15 protein-coding genes are annotated in these 19,429 nt (G+C 38.4%); 4 read left to right on the top strand and 11 right to left on the bottom strand.

Annotated features, from left to right (window positions below; all coding sequences use genetic code 11):
- Positions 1 to 131: 131 nt before the first annotated feature.
- The 4 genes from menB to C568_RS0115335 all read right to left on the bottom strand — a co-directional run bounded on the left by menB (position 132) and on the right by C568_RS0115335 (position 4,984).
- Positions 132 to 950, bottom strand: a complete 819-nt coding sequence (menB, locus tag C568_RS0115350) for a 1,4-dihydroxy-2-naphthoyl-CoA synthase (RefSeq protein WP_003201443.1) — start codon at positions 948 to 950, stop codon at positions 132 to 134.
- Positions 951 to 1,029: 79 nt separating this feature from the next.
- Complete coding sequence (menH, locus tag C568_RS0115345; protein ID WP_018782035.1) at positions 1,030 to 1,842, bottom strand: 2-succinyl-6-hydroxy-2,4-cyclohexadiene-1-carboxylate synthase; 813 nt, start codon at positions 1,840 to 1,842, stop codon at positions 1,030 to 1,032.
- The gene (gene menD / locus C568_RS0115340; protein ID WP_018782034.1) at positions 1,839 to 3,593 is read right to left on the bottom strand and encodes a 2-succinyl-5-enolpyruvyl-6-hydroxy-3-cyclohexene-1-carboxylic-acid synthase; all 1,755 of its coding nucleotides are present in this window, start codon (positions 3,591 to 3,593) and stop codon (positions 1,839 to 1,841) included. The genes menH and menD overlap by 4 nt, the downstream gene beginning before the upstream one ends.
- Positions 3,590 to 4,984: an isochorismate synthase gene (locus C568_RS0115335; RefSeq protein ID WP_018782033.1), complete on the bottom strand. Its 1,395-nt coding sequence runs from the start codon at positions 4,982 to 4,984 to the stop codon at positions 3,590 to 3,592. Before C568_RS0115335 ends, menD begins: the two co-directional genes overlap by 4 nt.
- A 191-nt stretch (positions 4,985 to 5,175) precedes the next feature.
- On the opposite strand from C568_RS0115335, the gene C568_RS0115330 reads away from it, so the two are divergent.
- A complete protein-coding gene (locus C568_RS0115330) occupies positions 5,176 to 6,129 on the top strand; it encodes a 1,4-dihydroxy-2-naphthoate polyprenyltransferase (protein WP_006096311.1) in 954 nt (317 codons plus the stop codon).
- 223 nt (positions 6,130 to 6,352) lie between these two features.
- Positions 6,353 to 7,084, top strand: coding sequence for a yteA family sporulation protein (locus C568_RS0115325; RefSeq protein ID WP_003201460.1), 732 nt, complete (start codon positions 6,353 to 6,355; stop codon positions 7,082 to 7,084).
- A gap of 43 nt (positions 7,085 to 7,127) precedes the next feature.
- On the opposite strand, the gene cspD is transcribed toward C568_RS0115325, so the two are convergent.
- Positions 7,128 to 7,328: a cold-shock protein CspD gene (cspD, locus tag C568_RS0115320; RefSeq protein ID WP_001193049.1), complete on the bottom strand. Its 201-nt coding sequence runs from the start codon at positions 7,326 to 7,328 to the stop codon at positions 7,128 to 7,130.
- A gap of 516 nt (positions 7,329 to 7,844) precedes the next feature.
- Between cspD and C568_RS0115315 the strand changes: the two genes are divergently transcribed.
- Positions 7,845 to 8,627 (top strand): TIGR00266 family protein, encoded by a 783-nt coding sequence (locus C568_RS0115315; protein ID WP_003208823.1) that lies wholly within the window; start codon positions 7,845 to 7,847, stop codon positions 8,625 to 8,627.
- Positions 8,628 to 8,678: 51 nt separating this feature from the next.
- On the opposite strand, the gene C568_RS0115310 is transcribed toward C568_RS0115315, so the two are convergent.
- Entirely contained in the window at positions 8,679 to 9,461 is a 783-nt protein-coding gene (locus tag C568_RS0115310; protein WP_018782032.1) for a MerR family transcriptional regulator, read from the bottom strand.
- Positions 9,462 to 9,656: 195 nt separating this feature from the next.
- On the opposite strand from C568_RS0115310, the gene C568_RS0115305 reads away from it, so the two are divergent.
- The gene (locus C568_RS0115305) at positions 9,657 to 10,379 is read left to right on the top strand and encodes a lipase family protein (RefSeq protein WP_003201474.1); all 723 of its coding nucleotides are present in this window, start codon (positions 9,657 to 9,659) and stop codon (positions 10,377 to 10,379) included.
- A 478-nt stretch (positions 10,380 to 10,857) separates the two neighbouring features.
- Here C568_RS0115305 and C568_RS0115300 read toward each other — a convergent pair whose 3' ends face one another.
- From C568_RS0115300 to glgB, 5 genes are all read right to left on the bottom strand, one after another.
- Entirely contained in the window at positions 10,858 to 13,266 is a 2,409-nt protein-coding gene (locus C568_RS0115300) for a glycogen/starch/alpha-glucan phosphorylase (protein WP_018782031.1), read from the bottom strand.
- A gap of 11 nt (positions 13,267 to 13,277) precedes the next feature.
- Positions 13,278 to 14,714 (bottom strand): glycogen synthase GlgA, encoded by a 1,437-nt coding sequence (gene glgA, locus C568_RS0115295; protein WP_029427334.1) that lies wholly within the window; start codon positions 14,712 to 14,714, stop codon positions 13,278 to 13,280.
- Positions 14,715 to 15,052: 338 nt separating this feature from the next.
- Positions 15,053 to 16,087: a sugar phosphate nucleotidyltransferase gene (locus C568_RS0115290; protein ID WP_018782029.1), complete on the bottom strand. Its 1,035-nt coding sequence runs from the start codon at positions 16,085 to 16,087 to the stop codon at positions 15,053 to 15,055.
- 18 nt (positions 16,088 to 16,105) lie between these two features.
- Entirely contained in the window at positions 16,106 to 17,236 is a 1,131-nt protein-coding gene (locus tag C568_RS0115285) for a glucose-1-phosphate adenylyltransferase (protein WP_018782028.1), read from the bottom strand.
- Positions 17,184 to 19,121, bottom strand: coding sequence for a 1,4-alpha-glucan branching protein GlgB (gene glgB / locus C568_RS0115280; RefSeq protein ID WP_018782027.1), 1,938 nt, complete (start codon positions 19,119 to 19,121; stop codon positions 17,184 to 17,186). Before glgB ends, C568_RS0115285 begins: the two co-directional genes overlap by 53 nt.
- Positions 19,122 to 19,429: the final 308 nt, after the last annotated feature.

Here is a 19,429-nt window from a genome sequence, read left to right as displayed (position 1 = left end):
CGCCTTTAATTTCATCCAGCTACAGCAGCTAGAATAGTCGGTGGCTTCGCTGCTTCCTACGAGGCAAACTGCGCCTCTTCGTCAGAAGCTCCATCCCCCTCACATTCTGAACGAGCCGCTTCCGCTTTTAATCACGGAAAACGAGGGAATTGTCCGAAGTCTGGACGGCGTTTTTCTTTGAACGCGTCGCGGCCTTCTTTTGCTTCGTCAGTTGTGTAGTACAATAACGTTGCGTCTCCCGCTAGTTGCTGGATACCAGCTAAACCGTCTGTATCTGCATTGAATGCAGCTTTTAAGAAACGAAGTGCCATTGGGCTGTTTGCTAAGATTTCTTCTGCCCATTGGACTGTTTCTGCTTCTAGCTCTTCTAATGGTACAACTGTGTTTACTAAGCCCATATCAAGTGCTTCTTGTGCACTGTATTGACGACATAGGTACCAAATTTCACGAGCTTTCTTATGACCTACCATGCGAGCTAAATAACCAGCTCCGTATCCGCCATCAAAGCTACCTACTTTAGGACCAGTTTGTCCGAATACAGCGTTGTCTGCTGCGATTGTTAAATCACATACGATATGAAGTACGTGTCCACCGCCAATTGCATAACCTGCTACCATTGCGATAACTGGTTTAGGGATTGCGCGAATTAAACGTTGTAAGTCTAATACGTTTAAGCGTGGGATTTGGTCTTCACCTACATATCCACCATGACCGCGAACTTTTTGGTCGCCGCCAGAACAGAATGCACGTCCACCTTCACCTGTTAAAATGATAACGCCAACATTTGCATCATCACGTGCTTGTGCAAATGCATCGATTAACTCCATTACCGTTTTAGGACGGAATGCATTATGTACTTCAGGACGGTTAATCGAAATCTTTGCGATACCATTGTATGTAGAATAAATAATATCTTCATAATTGCCTTCTTTTACCCATTCAATAGCCATTATTCTTACCTCCTTTTTATTGTGCTAATGGTTGTCCACTAGCCTCTATAAGTTCTACTTTCCTCAAAAGAAAAAAGTGTCACTGTATGGTTTTGAGAAATCCCTCTACTATTGTACCAAACTTTTGCGGTTGTTCCACATGAATTGCATGGCCAGCCCCATCAATTTTGATAAATTTCGCGTGAGGGATGCGTTTTTGTATATTTTGTAAGATGTGAAAGAACTTCTGATCGCTCTCTCCATTCATTAACAAGACAGGCATTTTGAGCTCTTCAAGCTGACTCCACCAAGAAGGCTGGGCTCCTGTTCCCATGCCCCGAAGGCTATTTGCGAGTCCTTTCGGGTTATTAGCAAGTCGCTCTTTCCTTACTTGTTCTTGCACACCTTGTGATAACTTTTTTTGCGTTGCAAACAGTGGGATATTTTCCCATCTATTTACGAAAGCTTCTATTCTTTCTAATTCAATTCGATCTGCAAGCTGTTCATCGCGCGCGCGGCGCTCTTTCCGGTCCGATTCCATCTCAAGTCCAGCTGTGCAGTTCTCTAATAAAAGAGATTTCACGCGGTTTGGATATAAGCATGCCATCGTAATCGCCAGTCTTCCGCCCATTGAATAGCCGAGTATATGTGCTTTTTCAATATTCAAATGATCGAGTAGTGTCGTCATTTGAAGTGCTACATTTTGAATATCATAATGCATAAGTTCCTCGGGACTTTCCGTTTTTCCATGTCCCACAAGATCAACTGTGATGACTTGGAACTGTTTACTCCATGCAGGAATAAACGAATGCCACGTTTCCATGCTCCCCGTAAAACCATGAAGAAGTAGAAGTGGCTCTCCACTACCGACCACTTCATATTCATACGTTATACCTTGCAGCGCTACTTTCATTCCGATTCACCTTGCAAAATTTCCGTAGCAACCTTCGATGTACTTGCCCATAAATCACGGTGCAATTGTAAATTCTCTTCTCGGTTTGTACAAATTTCCACAACGTGTAACCCTTTTTCCGTTGTTCCTTTTTTTACTTCATGACGAAATGCTTCCCAGTCATTTACACGCGAGAATGAACCACCGTACATTTTGACAACATGTTCATAATCAAGCCCAAGCGGCGTTCCGAATAATGATTCAAAATGTTCTTTTGACTTGTATTGTGGTAGGAATGAGAAGATGCCACCACCATCGTTATTAACAACGACAATTGTTACGTTTAAATCATGTAATTTTGCTGCTAAGAGCCCATTTAGGTCATGATAAAATGATAAATCACCAATGACTAATACGAGTGGTTCACAAACAGTGCTCGTTCCTAAGGCTGTTGAAATAATCCCATCAATCCCATTCACACCACGATTTGCCATGACATGAATTTTTTTATCTATGTTAAAGAAAAATGTATCTGTGTCACGAATTGGCATGCTATTGCTGACAAATAACGTCGCTTCCTCTTGTAACACATGCACAATGTCTGTAATCACTTTTCCTTCAAACGCTGTTTCATATGTTTCGATTTCACGAAGCTTTTTCTTCGTTGCATCGTTTATATGTTTCCACATCTCGCACCAATCATTCTGTTCTCGCTTTTGCATATTATCTGTCATTGCTTTACAAAACGAGACGTCGCTTGCACATACCACTTCCGTTGCTACAAGAGCTGGATCTCTCCATTTTCCTGATTCATCTACAACAATATGGACAGCAGCCGTTTGTTTCTTTATATATTGCGTTAATGCCTTAGATACTGGCATACCACCGAAACGAATAATGACATCTGGCTTCCATGTATCCTTCAAGCATTCATTTCGTAAAAATGTATCATAGCAATCGATTACCAATGATTTATCGTGATTACCGCTCCGAAGACCTGAAAGCGGATCTGCCAAAATTGGATATCCAGTTTTCTCAGCAAGCTGCGTGATAACTTCAGCAATCTCTGGATGACTATCGTCTCCACAAATAATAAGCCCCTTTTCCATACTCAAAAGGCGCTCTGTAAGAGAACTTACATATTCACTCGTCATCGCCATATTCCCTTGATGAACTGCCCCTGTATATTCACCTCGTCCTTTTTCCCATAATTCCTCTAAAGAAAAGTCAGGGATCAACGGCTCTCGAAGTGGAAAATTAATATGGACAGGTCCCCTTGGCGCAAGAGATGCACTTGCAACAGCACGCCCGGCTGTCATACGGGCATAATGATACATCGGCTCTCTAGCTTCTGGCAGTGCCATCTCCATAAACTGTTTCACAAAGGAGCCATATAAGTTCAGCTGATTCATTGCCTGCGGGGCACCAACATCTCTTAGTTCATGTGGTCTATCTGCTGTTAAGACAAGCAATGGCACACGCGAATGAAAGGCTTCACAAATTGCTGGATAATAGTTCGCTGCCGCTGTTCCTGATGTACATAAAATCGCTACAGGACGCTTCTTCGCTTTCGCAATACCGAGCGCGAAAAAAGCAGCTGATCGTTCATCTACATGCAAATATGTTTTTATCTGTTCATGTTGCTCCATTAGCAAGGCTAGCGGCGTTGACCGCGAACCTGGACTAATGACAACATCATATACATTTAGACGCGCCAGTTCGTCCACAAACGCGCCTAAATAATATGATAATGCTTCTATATGATTATTCATTTCATTAATTCCTCCAAAGCACCAAGCATCGGTCTAAACTTCAAACTTGTTTCTTCATATTCAAGCTGTGGTACTGAATCAATCACAATACCGCAGCCGGCAAATAAGGATGCCTTGTCACCATTTAATAGCCCGCAGCGCAGGGCTACCGCAAATTCGCCGTTCCCTTTGTCATCTATCCAGCCGATTGGTGCTCCGTACAATCCACGGTCTAATAACTCTACATCACGGATGAGCTTCATCGCCGCGTGGCGTGGCGTACCACCAAGTGCTGGCGTTGGATGCAGTTCTTCCACCATTGAAAGAAGTGATGCTTCACCTTTCGCTTCAACCGGTGTATATAAATGTAGTAAATTTTTTGTTGTTAATAAACCTGGACGCTGCGGAATAGTAACGGATTCACAATGCTCTGTTAATACGCTACGAATCATATTGACTACATAACCATGCTCTGCTAAATTCTTTTCATCATGAAGAAGCGCATCACCATTTTGCTTACTTTCTTCTATAGAATTACCATGACCAATCGAACCAGCAAGGCACATCGATGTAAATTTTCCGCCTTCTTTTCGAATTAATCTTTCAGGCGTTGCTCCTAAAAAGCATGCTCCTTTATAATCGAAGGAAAACACGTAACAATCCGGTTGCCCAATACGGAGCGCCTCTAAAACACGAGCAGAATCAATATTCTGATCCATCGTTAGTTTTAATTCTCTTGCCAATACAACCTTTTGTACAATTCCTTTTTTCATTTCATCCTGCACTTTTACAATTGCATTCATCCAGCTCTTTGGATCAACTTCTACTTTAGAAGTTACTGTTAATTTTGCTTCTGTAAGCGGACAGTTGCATTCTTCTAAAATTCTTTTTTCCAAAGAAACAATTTCTTTATACACTCCCTGTGCAGAGTCTTCAGCTGAAATAAATGTATTCATTGTTAACCATGCTTTTTCATTTTTTACCGTTAAAAGAAAAGCCGGTAATGATAATGTTGTATCTTTAAACTCTTCCCAAAGATCCGTTTGTTCTTTTTCTGGATCAAATGAAAAACTACCAAATAAAAGTGGACCCGTTCCAAATTCATACTCTTCTCTGTGAACAATTGCTTTCTCTTGCACTTTACTCCACTTTTCGTGGGCATTTTGAAAGCGTTTGTCAGAAGAATTTGCTATAGTGAAAACAGAGCCAATTCCAGCAAATATGACATGCTGAGATGGGTCTGCAAAATAACATCTATTTTCGGATGCAATCCTTTTTCCTGCTGCATAAAAAAGAAGCGGATCCATCCAATCTATTTGTTTTACAAAACTGACCAATGTTTTTTCATTCGTCGCATGTTTAATAGCTGCCAAAATCACTTCTTGTAAATCTTTTTGTTTCGTCTGAATCACAAAGTCTCCCCCCTATGGGCGAAAAATAGTCATAAATACGCTTGATTTTAAGATACACCTCAAACGAAAGCCCTGTCAACGTTTAGCATTTCTGAGAAATTCCCCTTCTCTTCCTAGAAAATAAACGTTGACACTAAATGATGCTTTTCCTACACTTAATTGTGTATATTATGTGACAAGGAGGATTCAACATGGAAATGAAAGTCGAAACGAATTCCTCTCCTATGTCGCCAAAGCCAAGTAAACAAACAGGCTGGCGCATTTGGTGGAGTTTATTACGTCCTCATACATTAACAGCAGCTTTTGTTCCTGTTTTTATTGGAACAGCTTATGCAATGCAAGTAGGGGGTATCAATCAAATACATCTCCCTCTTTTCTTTATCATGCTTCTTGCTTGTCTTCTCATTCAAGCAGCAACAAACATGTTTAATGAATACTTTGATTATAAAAGAGGATTAGATCACGAAGGTTCAGTTGGTATCGGTGGTGCCATTGTCCGTGACGGAATTCAACCAAAAACAGTCCTTAATTTAGCATTTGGATTTTTCGGTATCGCAATGCTTTTAGGCGTTTATATTTGTATGAACTCTAGCTGGTGGCTTGCTGCAATCGGTCTTGTTTGTATGGCTATTGCTTACCTTTATACAGGCGGCCCACTTCCGATTGCCTATACGCCTTTTGGAGAATTAACAGCAGGATTATTTATGGGTGTTATTATTATTGGTATTTCATTTTTCATTCAGACAGGAACTGTAACATCAGAAATTATTTTAGTATCTATTCCAAATGCGATTTTAATTGGAGCGATTTTACTTTCCAACAACATTCGTGATTTAGATGGAGATAAAGAGAATGGCCGTAATACATTAGCGATTATTGTTGGACGTGAGAACGCAATTGGTGTTCTTGCTTCCATGTTTATTGTTTCCTACATTTGGACAATTGCCCTAATCATTGTCGGAATCGTGTCCCCATGGATGCTGATTGTTTTCCTAAGTGCCCCGAAAGCATTTAAAGCGACAAAAGGATTTATCGGCAAAAGTATTCCAATGGAAATGGCACCTGCGATGATCGCGACGGCAAAAACAAATACAATCTTTGGTTTCTTAATGGGAATCGGACTATTACTTGGTTATTTCCTATAAAAGAGGAGCTGCTAGAGCAGCTCCTTTTTCCTTTTTCCATTTTCAAAATATATCGGCGATTTTTTAAATATATCGACCGTTTCCCCTCATATATCGGCACTTCGACACAACATATCGATCGCTCGACATTTTACAACACGATCGACTCACTCAAATACCGGGATATTTCCCGCAATCAAGCTCATACTACATAAAGAAACCGAATTGTAGGAAGGTGGATACTATGTTAACTCCACAACAAATCAATCATTTTAAATCCATTTTAGAAAAGCAACTGCACGAAATTGAACAAACGCTGCAAAGTCATGAAGGCGAAGACCGCGCCTCTGAACGGGAATCTGTTGGAGAATTATCCGCTTATGACAATCATCCCGGCGATATGGCTACCGAATTATATGAACGCGAAAAAGACTTCGGGCTTATTGAATTTTGGCATAAGCAACTGCAAGATACAAAGCATGCCTTACAAAAAATCGAAGCTGGCACATATGGGGTTTGCGAAGTTTCTGGTGAAGAAATTCCACTAGAAAGATTAGAAGCGATGCCAACTGCTACGACCTGTATAGAACATACAACGAATAAATTAAACTTAAGCGCACGTCCCGTTGAAGAAGAATTAGTAGAGCCACCGTTTGGCAAATACGATATGGACAGTGCCGTAGGATACGATGCAGAGGATGCTTGGCAAGATGTTGCTTTATACGGAACATCAGAAACACCATCTGATTTAGAACGCCGCGACTCGAAAAACTTTGATGAGATGTATGTAGATGCTGAAGAACCACGCGGTTACGTAGAAGACTTTGAAAACTTCATCGGAACAGATATGTATGGAAAGAATCCACAGGTGTATGCAACAGAAGAGCATGAAGAATATGAACAGATGCTGGATGATTTTGAAGAACGAACTTATAAAGGTGAGTTATCTCCGAATGAGTCTAGTTCAAAAGAATAAAAAAGCATTCCGAAATTCGGAATGCTTTTTTCTCGCTAGCTAATTAGTTTTTTGTAACGTTAGCAGCTTGTGGTCCACGGTTACCTTCAACGATTTCGAAAGAAACTTCTTGACCTTCTTCTAAAGTTTTGAAGCCGTCGCCTTGGATAGCTGAGAAATGTACGAATACATCGTCTCCACCTTCAACTTCGATGAAACCGAAACCTTTTTCGCCATTAAACCATTTAACTTTACCTGTTTGCATGTCATGTACCTCCTAAATAAAAATGAAACTATGAATCCACATGAAAAGGTGGATATAAAGGACATGAATGTATCTCAGACCTGATGCCTTGAATTAAACACGCTTTATTTCCGTACCACATTATGTAGCTCAATAGTGATTTCACTATATCACGCTCTATCAAAAACGTCAAATGAGAACACTTTCATTTCAGCATTTTTCTTATATTTTTTAAAAAGGTTCACAAAATATGTAAACTATATGTAAAGTGAAACTTTAATCAGTGGGGGTTTTCTTCATCCCCACTGATTAGTAGTTGAACGAATCGGGCTTTTACGGTCAAATCCTTTTTCAGCCCCATGCCAAGTGAAAACAAAGAGAGCAAACGCGAGCAGGTCACCTGTTGTTTTTCGTAGCAGTGACTTATATGTTGAACAATCAAAACAGATTTTTGTTTAAAAATTAACAAAACGATAGTTTTCTAATCTCATTAATTTCTGTACAATATTAGTATCCACTACATATGAGGTGAAAATAATGAAAGCACATGAAATTGAGTATAAATTATATGGCGATGATATGCAGTTTGTTGAAATTGAATTAGATCCAGAAGAAAGCGTAATTGCAGAAGCTGGAGCAATGATGATGATGGAAGACCATATTGAAATGGAAACAATCTTCGGTGACGGTGCCGGAAAGTCTAGCGGCCTATTCGGTAAATTAATGGGTGCCGGAAAACGACTCGTTACAGGTGAGAGTATGTTTATGACCGTATTTACAAATACAGGTCATGGCAAACGTCACGTATCATTTGCTGCACCTTACCCTGGAAAAATCGTTCCAGTTGATTTAACAGAATATCAAGGCAAAGTAGTTTGTCAAAAAGATGCATTCCTTTGCGCCGCAAAAGGTGTTTCTATCGGAATTGAATTCACGAAAAAAATTGGTAGCGGCTTCTTCGGCGGTGAAGGCTTCATTATGCAGAAGCTTGAAGGTGATGGCCTTGCTTTCATGCACGCAGGTGGCACAGTATACAAACGTGAGCTTAAGCCCGGTGAAAGACTCCGCATTGATACAGGGTGTCTCGTTGCAATGACAAGAGATGTTAACTACGACATTCAATTCGTAGGAAACGTAAAAACTGCGTTATTTGGCGGAGAAGGTTTATTCTTCGCTACATTAGAAGGACCAGGAACAGTTTGGATTCAATCCTTAACATTAAGCCGTTTAGCAGCGCGTCTTACAAGCCCTGCAGCTCAAAGTAGCGGGGAAGGTAGCGTTTTAGGTGGACTTGGTCGCCTTCTTGATGGAAAAGAATAAGGTCCAAATCGCTATGTCATAAGACGTAGCGATTTTTTTCACTTATTTTTTTCACTTATCTTTTTCTCCTGTAGGACTGTACATACCATGTTGAATTATATAATACTCCATTGCCGCATTTAACCATTCCTCTTCTTCCTTTGTATATGGTGATGGAATCATATTTTCATACTCATCTTCCATATTTTCTAATCCATTCAAAGAGCATATCGTTTCTTCTCCCACATATGTAAGAGTTGCCTTCATATGTTGATCGACAAGCTTTTGTACTTCTGGATCATGGACTGGTTTTCCAAATAATCTCTTTACCTCCTTCGACAACTGAATAAATTCTTTATCCAATGCCACCATCTCTTCTTCAGATTTATCGTATAATCGATCAACGACTTCCTTATCCATATATTCCTCAAGCCATAGGCGTTGTTCACTTTCTTTTTGTATATTACAAATTAAACTCATTAAAATGTCACTATCTACTTGCCCTTCATCTTCTAATAAAGTAATTGTTCGATTAATTGCTTTCAAAGAAATTTCGATATGCTCCTTTTTCTCTTCAAAAGCTTGTTTCTGACTTTGTAATGTTTCTTTTAAACTTACATTAAAGCTAGACATATTTATCATTACAGATATTTCGTCTAGACTATATCCTAAAAATTTTAGACTTACTATTTTTTGCAATGTTAAGATGTCTTGCTTTTTATATATTCGACGTCCGGAACTAGGATGTTTTTCGGGTTTAAGTAATCCAATTTCATCGTAATAATGTAGCGTCCGTATTGATATGCCTGTTCTTTTCGAAAACTCTCCAATTGAATAGTTTTCACTTTTACTCATCTTAAATCCCCCCTACATTCTTTTTACCGATGTGGTTACTCAAATCATACTACCTCACGTAACTGAAGGTTCAAGTGTTAATTTGTAAAAAACATTCATTTTTTATTGCACTTTGTTTTCAAGCCACTCAAAGAATGATTCCCCATCCCCACTCATATATTGAACTATTACTTCTTCTTTAGGAGGGCTTCTCTGATGCGTGCTCCTTTATCCTTTGATAAAGATACTGCCATATTGCTAGCTTCTTGCTGCGAGTTAACATATGATCAATATAAACAAAATGGGATTTTTCAAATACCTGAAGGATTTCAATATGTACAAGGTTTTCAGGCTAAAGTTATGCAAACAACAGAGTGGTTTGGATTCATATTAGAATCTGAAGATACAGTCATCGTAGCGTTTCGAGGGACCCAATCCGATCCAGAGTGGGTCATTGATTCACTTGTGAACCAAAAACCTTATCCATACGCCTTAAATAGCGGAAACGTCCATAACGGCTTTCTCTCTGTTTATGAATCGTGCCGTGATACGATTATGGATATGCTCGTATCTTTACCATCACATAAAAAACTACTCGCCACAGGGCATAGCCTAGGCGGAGCACTTGCCACACTACACATATTAGATGCACGCGTTAATACTGCGTTTGCACAATACGGTCTCTATAACTTCGCCTCTCCAAAAGTCGGTGATATCACTTTTCGCAACTACTATAAAATGCAAGTAGCAAGTAGCTTTCGCTTCGTTAATTTATTCGATGTGGTCCCGCTTCTTCCACCGCGCAAAGTACATTTTAATGACCAAGACTGGGAGTATACACATGTTCATCACAACTTGACATTTACGAAAAATACAAAATCTATCGTCAACAACCACGCCATGACAACATACAAAACATGTCTGACTTCTCATTTTTGATACGGAAACATTTGGAAAAAATATACTATTATATTATAATAATCTATGTAATTATTTTTGGATGAGAGGACCTTACATGCTAAAATATTTCTTTGCAATTTTTCTCGTTATACTTTTTACGGTCACAGGTTTCTGTACATTCTCATACTTTGCTACAGAGGAATATGGTGGGACTGGTGTTTTGTATTCAGTAAATCCTTGTATCTCAGTAGCAAACTAAGTAAAAACAGCTTGGAAAATTTCCAAGCTATTTTTACTTTACGAATTCCACTCATTCTTCTTTCATGTTTTTTCATCAATATTTTCCAATAAATAAAAGCCCCTCAAAATCTTCACAAGGGACTCTATCTTATTCCTATATATCCATTTTGATTTTCCAACATATAAGTCGCCTCTATGCATGGCCGGATGCTTTATCCCACCTAAAAAGAATGGTGGGTTATGTCGGTTTTTTAATTTGTATTTATATATATTCCATTCACGAAAGCTTAATCCTATCACCAATACCCCAAATCTCATTACTATACTGCAGAATCGTTCGATCACTAGCAAAGTGTCCTGATTGTGCAATATTGATGATAGACATTTCTAGCCACTTTCTTCGGTTTTCATATGCTCTTCCTACATCTTCTTGACGCTCTGCATATGGACTAAAATCACGAAGGACAAAGTACTCGTCATTTTGAATAACAAGAGAATCATAAATTGCTTCAAATTCGGCTCCAACATTTGTGAAAAAGCCATTTATTAACTGATCGACTACTTTTTTTATGTGCATATTATGATGATAGTAATCATTTGCACGATATCCACCATTTTGATAATAATGAAGCACCTCTTCCGCTGTTAAACCAAAGATAAAACAGGCTTCATCTCCTACTTTTTCTCTTATTTCAATATTGGCCCCATCCAGCGTTCCGAGCGTAATTGCACCATTCATCATAAACTTCATATTCCCTGTTCCTGATGCCTCTTTACTTGCTGTAGAGATTTGCTCACTTACATCTGCTGCTGGGAAAATATATTCAGCTAAAGAAACCCGATAGTTTTCTAGAAAGATAACTTTCATATATTGACTCACATATGGATCTTGATTTACCTTTCTAGCAAGTTCATTTATTAATTTAATAATTTTTTTCGCATAATAATAGCCTGGCGATGCCTTCGCTCCAAAAATAAATGTACGCGGATAAAACGAAAAGCTTGAGTCTTCTTTTAAACGATTGTGCAAATACAAAATATGTAACACATTTAATAGTTGCCTTTTATAAGCGTGCAATCGTTTTACTTGTACATCAAAAACGGAACTCGGGTCAACGATAATCCCCATCTTGCTTTGAATTTGCTCTGCTAAAATATATTTACGCTCTTGCTTTACATCATGCAACTTGTCTTGAAAAGCAGTGTCATATTGAAAGCTTTGCAGTGATTGCAACTGAATCGGTTGCTTCTTCCATTCCGTTCCAATTGCTTCTGAAATGAGATTTGCAAGCTGCGGATTCGCCTTCATAAGCCAGCGCCGATGCGCGATTCCATTTGTCTTATTGTTAAATTTCTCCGGATAAAAATCATAAAACAATTGCATTTCACGTTGCTTTAAAATTTCTGTATGAATTTTTGCCACGCCATTTACACTATAACTTCCGACAATTGCTAAATGTGCCATTTTGACAAGATCATGCGCGATAATTGCCATATCTTCAATCCGCTTCCAATCATACGGATATCGCTCCCATAGTTCATGACAAAAGCGTTCATTGATTTCTTCAATAATCATATAAATTCGTGGTAATAACGGTTTAAAAATATGGATTGGCCACTTCTCAAGTGCTTCTGATAATGTCGTATGATTCGTATAAGAAATTGTCTGAGTCGTAATATCCCATGCTTCTTCCCAAGCAAGCTTTTCTTCATCTAGTAAAATACGCATAAGTTCTGGAATTGCTAAAACGGGATGCGTATCGTTAATGTGAATCGCGATTTTCTCATGTAAATTACGAAGCGTTCCATTTTGCTCTCTATGCATGCGAACAATGTTTTGTAAGCTTGCTGATACAAGGAAATACTGCTGCTTTAAACGTAGTATTTTCCCTTCATCATGCGTATCATCCGGGTATAAAAATTCTGATACCACTTCTGTTTCACGTTTATATTTCAAAATATCTTTACAATTTTGTGGAAAAGGAACCGGCTCTGCATTCCAAAGGCGAAGTGTATTCACAGTATCTGTTTCATATCCAACAACCGGAACGTCATATGGAACTGCCATAATCACTTCCGCATTCGTATGACGAAATTCGAGGCGACCATTCATTTCTATCGGCTCTACATTTCCAAAGTAGCTCACTTCTACCGCTTGATCGTGTCGTCTTACTTCCCAAACATTTTCATGAAGGAGCCACTGTTCTGGTAATTCTACTTGATATCCATCCACAATTTTCTGATCAAACAAGCCATGCTTATAACGAATACCACATCCGTGCCCTGGAAGATTTAAAGATGCAAGTGAATCGAGAAAACAGGCTGCAAGGCGGCCAAGTCCTCCATTGCCAAGCCCTGCATCCGCTTCACTTTCTTCCAATTCCTTTAATGAAATTCCAAGCTCTGAAAGGCCTTGTTCACATACATCACGGATACCTAGATTTAGTAAGTTACTACCGAGCAAACGACCAAGTAAAAACTCAATAGACAAGTAATACATTTGCTTTTGATTCCCTGTCCGGTACCTTTCATTTGTTGCAATCCAATGCTGATTCATATACTCACGTACCATACGACCAAGTGTATTATACTGGTCACGACTGGTAGAATCTTTGAAACTTTTTCCATACATCGTTTCTAGTTTTTCTAAAAAGGCTACTTTAAAGCTTTCAACATGAGTAAACATTTTTTCACCACCTAAGAGTGTTTCAGCAAACTTTTATATAGTTCCTTATATTCAAGAGCTGACTTTTTCCAGCTATAATCCTCTGTCATCGCTTGTTTTACAAGCTGATTCCATACCGGTTGATTATGATAATACTTCAGTGCACGACGAACCGTATGTAACATGTCATGAGCGTTAAAATTTCTAAAGCTGAAGCCATTTCCATTCTCTGTTTTCTCATTATAAGACTGAACTGTATCGTTCAATCCTCCCGTCTCTCTTACAATTGGGATCACACCATATGCCAGTGCAATGAGCTGTCCGAGTCCACATGGTTCAAATAATGATGGCATTAAAAATAAATCGCTCCCTGCATATACTTGATGCGCTAGCTCCTCATTAAACCCGATATACACTTTCACTTTTTCTGGATACTCATATGCCATCCATTCGAAAAACTGCTCATATTCAGAATCCCCTGATCCTAAAATGATACATTGTACATCGTCTTCCATCATTTCATGAAAGACAGTACGTACTAAATCAAGGCCTTTTTGCTTTGTTAATCGCGTTACCATCGAAATAATTGGCGTATCTTCTTTTTCTGGCAAACCAAAGTAGCGCTGTAATGCGCGTTTATTTTCTTGTTTTTCATACAATGATTTTGCATCATACTGCGCAGTAATATAAGGATCCGTTTTCGGATTATATACGCTCGTATCAATACCATTTACAATCCCGCTCAGCTTATCATTATATTTCCGTAACAAACCATCTAATTTTTCACCAAAAAATCCATATTGGATCTCTTCTTTATACGTCGGGCTAACCGCTGTAATGCGATCTGAAGCGATGATACCGCCTTTCATAAAGTTAACGTTCCCATAAAACTCAAGCTGTTCACTATCAAAATATTCATCACCAAGTTCCAGTGAATCATGCATAACTTCACGAGGAAACACACCCTGGAACTGCAAATTATGAATCGTATAAACAGTTTTAATATGCTCATACAATGGATGATCCCCATACTTTTCACGCAGTAAAAAATTCGCCATCGCTGTATGCCAATCATGACTGTGAAGGATGTCCACTTCAAAATCTAGGTGCGGCATACACTCTAACACCGCCTTAGAAAAGAAAGAAAAACGTTCTCCATCATCATAATGTCCATAAAGAGAATCCCTTTTAAAATAATATTCATTGTCGATTAAATAATACGTAATCCCGCCTTGCTCCCCTTTTAAAATCCCGCAATATTGATTTCGCCAACCGAGCTGCACATTGATTACCTTATGAAGCGTACATGCTTCTCGCAAGTGCTTGGGAATAAGGCTGTAGTTTGGTAGGATAATACGGACGTTTACTCCTAATTTTTTCAATTCTTTTGGAAGTGCACCCGCCACATCTGCTAAGCCACCTGATTTAATAAACGGTACGCATTCTGATACTGCAAATAAAATATTCACGTGTTGTTCCACTGTCTGAAAAGCGTGTACACCATGATCCGCCCTTCTTACAGCTTCCTCCCTTCGGATTTTAAATTCATATCATGATGAGCCAGTGAATCCCTATTGGATAGAATTTCACTGGCTATATATATCCATTTTGATTTTTCGACATATAAGTCGCTGCTACGAAGAACAAAAGATGATTGCTACTTGTTTTGTTTTCTCTCTTTGTTTTAACTTGGCATGGGGCAGGAAAAGGATCTGACCGCCTCTATGCATGGGCGGATGCTCTCTTCCACCTTAAAAAGAATGTTTTTTATCAGTTTTCCAATTTGTACTTAACTTACATAGAGCTTTTAAGAATAACTAGTAATATTTTGACTTTGAACACTTCCCTTTTCCAAAACGTATGGATTATCAGGCGTTCCTGTTAAAACCACACCATCCTCAATTTTAACATCCTTATCAATAATAACGCCGTCTAATATACAATTATCTCCAATTTGGCTCTTTTGCATAATGATGCTATTTCGAATAACCGAACCTTTCCCAACCTTAACAGAACGAAATACAACACTATTCTCAACTTTTCCTGCAATAACACTGCCGTTTGCAATCATTGTGTTTTGCACCTGCGCTCCTTTTATATAACGTGTTGGTGGTTCATCCTTTACTTTTGTAAAAATCGGAGCTTCTTTCGTAAACAACTGCTTCCAAATAGAAGGCTGCAAAATTTCTAAACTATGTTTATAATAATTTTCAATCGAATCGATTACTGCTACATACCCTGTATGCTCATATGTAGTAATGTACAGCGACTCTCCTCGTTTCTCTTTGACTACATCAAACAAACTATAGTGTTCCATCTCTTTATATGTTTCAAATAAATCTAATAATAACTGTTTCTTCAGCACATAAGTTTGCAGTGATACGCCTTCATGGCATACTTCTGTAACATCCGCGCCCGTATGTATATGTCTTTCTAATATCTTTTGAAAATTTAATGCTGTAACAAGATGACTATTTGTAATAACAACATACTCTTGTCTGCTGCGCAGAAAATAGTCAATATGTCTTCTAAAATGAGCGAAGGAACCAAACTCATCTTGATTACATTGGCAATTCGGAGGAAATAAAAATAAGCCGTCGCGTTTTCTATCTAAATCCCATTGTTTTCCTGATCCGAGATGATCCATCAAGGAACGATTTTTATGACTCGTAAAAATCGCTACACTATGAATATGGGAATTAACCATATTTGAAAGCATAAAATCAATGAGACGGTAACGTCCTCCAAATGGTAGTGCTGCCAGTGAACGGTGCCCTGTTACTTTCTTTAAGGAAGAAAAACTCCCTGTTGCATTAATAATTCCTAACATTGATTCTCCCATTCATCTTATCCTCCTTCACTATTTCCCCTCAGCTATTAGTACGACATCCTCGATATTTTTTTCTGGACGAATAATTGTCCCATCTTCAATGACCATACCCGATCCGACAATCGCTCTTTCAATGACAACATTTTTACCGATGCATGCATCTGGCATAATTACCGAATCGATTACCATACTCCCTTCTCCAACCGTCACTCCTTGGAATAAAACAGAGTGTTTTACATCTCCTTCAACAACGCATCCTTCATTAATTAATGATTCTTCTACCTTTGCGCCTTCAGCAATATACTGCGGCGGCTCATTTGGATTCACCGAATAAATGCGCCAGCTATGATCATTTAACTGTAAGGTCGATTCTTCTCGAAGCAAGTCCATATTTGCTTCCCATAAACTTTTTACAGTTCCAACATCTTTCCAATACCCTTCAAATGGGTAAGCAATGAGCTTTTTCTCCTCGTCTAATAAAAGCGGGATGACATCTTTTCCAAAATCATTACTAGATTCTGGATTTCTTGCATCCATCTCTAAATATTCTTTTAAAACAGCCCAATTAAAGATATAAATTCCCATCGAAGCAAGATTGCTTTTTGGAAATTGTGGTTTTTCCTCAAATTCAACAATTTCCATATCCTCATTCGTATGCATAATGCCGAATCGACTTGCTTCATCCCAAGGTACTTCAATAACTGAAATCGAAACATCTGCTTCTTTTTCAATATGGTAATCTAACATTTTACTGTAATCCATTTTATAAATATGATCTCCTGACAAAATCAGAACATATTCCGGATCGTACTGATGCAAATAGTTTAAGTTTTGATAAATAGCACTCGCTGTTCCTGTATACCATTTCACTCCTGAAGATTCCGAGTACGGAGGCAATACGGTCACGCCGCCATTCACACGATCTAAATCCCAAGCATTACCGATTCCAATATAACTATGAAGCTCAAGCGGCTGATACTGCGTTAGAATTCCAACTGTTTCAATACCAGAGTTTGCACAATTACTTAATGTGAAATCAATAATTCGGTACTTACCGCCAAACGGAACAGCTGGCTTTGCTAAATTTTTTGTTAAAGCACTTAAACGACTACCCTTTCCTCCTGCTAGTAACATCGCTACGCACGTCTGCTTTTGAACCATCTTGTTTTTTGCTCCCCTTTCTCGTTTTCACTGGTCTTAAAATGGATACGCCAAATGGTGGAATTGTTATTTCTACATGGGCAGACTGATTATGATACGGCTCTAGAATTGTCTTTAGGCGCTTTTTATTTACCTGCCCTGAGCCGCCATATATTGCTGCGTCACTATTTAAAATCTCGTTATAATACTTGAACTCTGGTACACCTACTTTATAATTTTCATACACAATATTAGTAAAATTACATATCACAACAAAGATATCGTCTTCCTTATCCCCTTTACGAATAAACGAGAAAATACTTTGTTCTTTGTTATCGGCATCAATCCACTGAAATCCTTCCTGCGAATGATCCAACTGCCAAAGTGGTTTAGAGCGCTTATACAATGCTATGAGCTCTTTAAAGTAATCATGCATATAACGATGCATTTCAAAATCATGCAAATTCCAATCTAGACCCTCGAGATCTTTCCATTCGTCAAACTGACCAAATTCCCCACCCATAAAGAGTAATTTCTTTCCAGGATGCGTAAAGAAATACCCGTATAATAAACGCAGTTGTGCAAACTTTTCCCAGTAGTCTCCTGGCATTTTATTTAACAATGATTTTTTTCCGTGAACGACTTCATCGTGAGAGAGCGGTAATATAAAGTTTTCGGAGTAAGCATATAGCAAAGAAAATGTCATTTTCTCATGAATATATTTCCGATATTCCGGTGCACACTCCATGTATTTTAGAACATCATTCATCCAGCCCATATTCCACTTATAATTAAACCCTAGTCCGCCTTCATACACTGGCGCAGTCACAAGTGGCCAAGCTGTCGAATCTTCTGCGGTCATCAAAAATTTTTCGTCCTCTGCAAATACTGCCTCATTTAACTCACGCAAGAAGGAAACGGCGTATTCATTACTTTGCTGCTTCCCTTCTTTTTCCCAGTACAACATATTCGCAACCGCATCGACACGAAAGCCGTCAATATGGTAATACTTCATCCAAAACAGTGCATTTGAAATTAAAAAATTACGCACTTCCTGTTTTCCTAAATCAAAATTTACTGTGCCCCAAACGTGATTTTCCTGTACATCCAAATCTTTATATTCATAGGTCGGCGCTCCATCAAATAAATACAACCCATGAGCATCTTTACAAAAATGACCCGGCACCCAATCTAAAATGACACCGATTCCATATTTATGACATTCATCGACAAAATACATGAAATCATGCGGTGTACCAAATCGGCTTGTCACCGCATAATATCCGGTTCCCTGATATCCCCAGGAACGGTCATATGGATGTTCCACAAGCGGCATAATTTCAATGTGGGTAAATTGATGTTCCACCACATAAGGAATGAGCTCCTCTGCCATCTCTCGATATGAGTACAGAGAGCCATCTTCTTTCTTTTTCCATGAACCAAAATGCAACTCATAAATTGCCATTGCTTCCTTATAAATTAATTTTCGTTTCTTCTTTCGAAACCAATTTTTATCATTCCATTTATATCCCTTTATATCAAAAATAACAGATGCCGTATTTGGTCTTACTTCTGCATATGTTGCATAGGGATCTGCTTTTAAAATTGTTTCACCATCTGGAGTTTCAATCGCATACTTATATATTTCATTTTCCCCCAAATGTGGTATAAACAATGACCAAATACCCTCTTCTGCCATTTTTCGCATCTTATGCCCTTCAATATCCCACTCATTAAAATCGCCAACTACACTCAGAGCTTTCGCATGAGGAGCCCATACTGTAAATCGTACGCCTTGTATTTCATCTTCCGTTACAAGATGCGCGCCAAATATGTTATAGCTCTCATAACACTGCTTTGTATGAAATTCATACACACTCTCTTCTATACAATTTGTTACACTCAATATGTTCACCTCACTAAGATGACAGAATTTTTATTACTTTGTAAATATTCGATAGGAAACTGAAATACCCTTGTGTATTTTTAAATAAATATACGTTTTTCCGCGAAAATTAAAGGTAACACTTTAATTTTTCGTCAAATTTATCGAATTTTGACGAATATTCATTGAAAGCGTTTTATTTTTTGTTCGTCCTTTTTTATTTTTTACAAAAACATACAATAGTAAGAAGGTCTCTATTTTTCTAGTTTCCTCCCTATCTTTATTATCTTGAAACAAATGTTTTCTCATAAAGTGAAACTTTAATCAGC

The sequence above is a fragment of the Bacillus sp. 95MFCvi2.1 genome, assembly GCF_000374965.1.
GTDB lineage: Bacteria > Bacillota > Bacilli > Bacillales > Bacillaceae_G > Bacillus_A > Bacillus_A pseudomycoides.
This window is presented reverse-complemented; position numbering and strand designations above follow the sequence as displayed.

Bases quoted from the DNA above. Each gene is read 5' to 3' on its own strand.
- menB (WP_003201443.1), bottom strand. From the start codon at position 950: ATGGCTATTGAATGGGTAAAAGAAGGCAATTATGAAGATATTATTTAT.
- menH (WP_018782035.1), bottom strand. From the start codon at position 1,842: ATGAAAGTAGCGCTGCAAGGTATAACGTATGAATATGAAGTGGTCGGT.
- menD (WP_018782034.1), bottom strand. From the start codon at position 3,593: ATGAATAATCATATAGAAGCATTATCATATTATTTAGGCGCGTTTGTG.
- C568_RS0115330 (WP_006096311.1), top strand. From the start codon at position 5,176: ATGGAAATGAAAGTCGAAACGAATTCCTCTCCTATGTCGCCAAAGCCA.
- C568_RS0115325 (WP_003201460.1), top strand. From the start codon at position 6,353: ATGTTAACTCCACAACAAATCAATCATTTTAAATCCATTTTAGAAAAG.
- cspD (WP_001193049.1), bottom strand. From the start codon at position 7,328: ATGCAAACAGGTAAAGTTAAATGGTTTAATGGCGAAAAAGGTTTCGGT.
- C568_RS0115315 (WP_003208823.1), top strand. From the start codon at position 7,845: ATGAAAGCACATGAAATTGAGTATAAATTATATGGCGATGATATGCAG.
- C568_RS0115310 (WP_018782032.1), bottom strand. From the start codon at position 9,461: ATGAGTAAAAGTGAAAACTATTCAATTGGAGAGTTTTCGAAAAGAACA.
- C568_RS0115305 (WP_003201474.1), top strand. From the start codon at position 9,657: ATGCGTGCTCCTTTATCCTTTGATAAAGATACTGCCATATTGCTAGCT.
- C568_RS0115300 (WP_018782031.1), bottom strand. From the start codon at position 13,266: ATGTTTACTCATGTTGAAAGCTTTAAAGTAGCCTTTTTAGAAAAACTA.
- C568_RS0115290 (WP_018782029.1), bottom strand. From the start codon at position 16,087: ATGGGAGAATCAATGTTAGGAATTATTAATGCAACAGGGAGTTTTTCT.
- C568_RS0115285 (WP_018782028.1), bottom strand. From the start codon at position 17,236: ATGGTTCAAAAGCAGACGTGCGTAGCGATGTTACTAGCAGGAGGAAAG.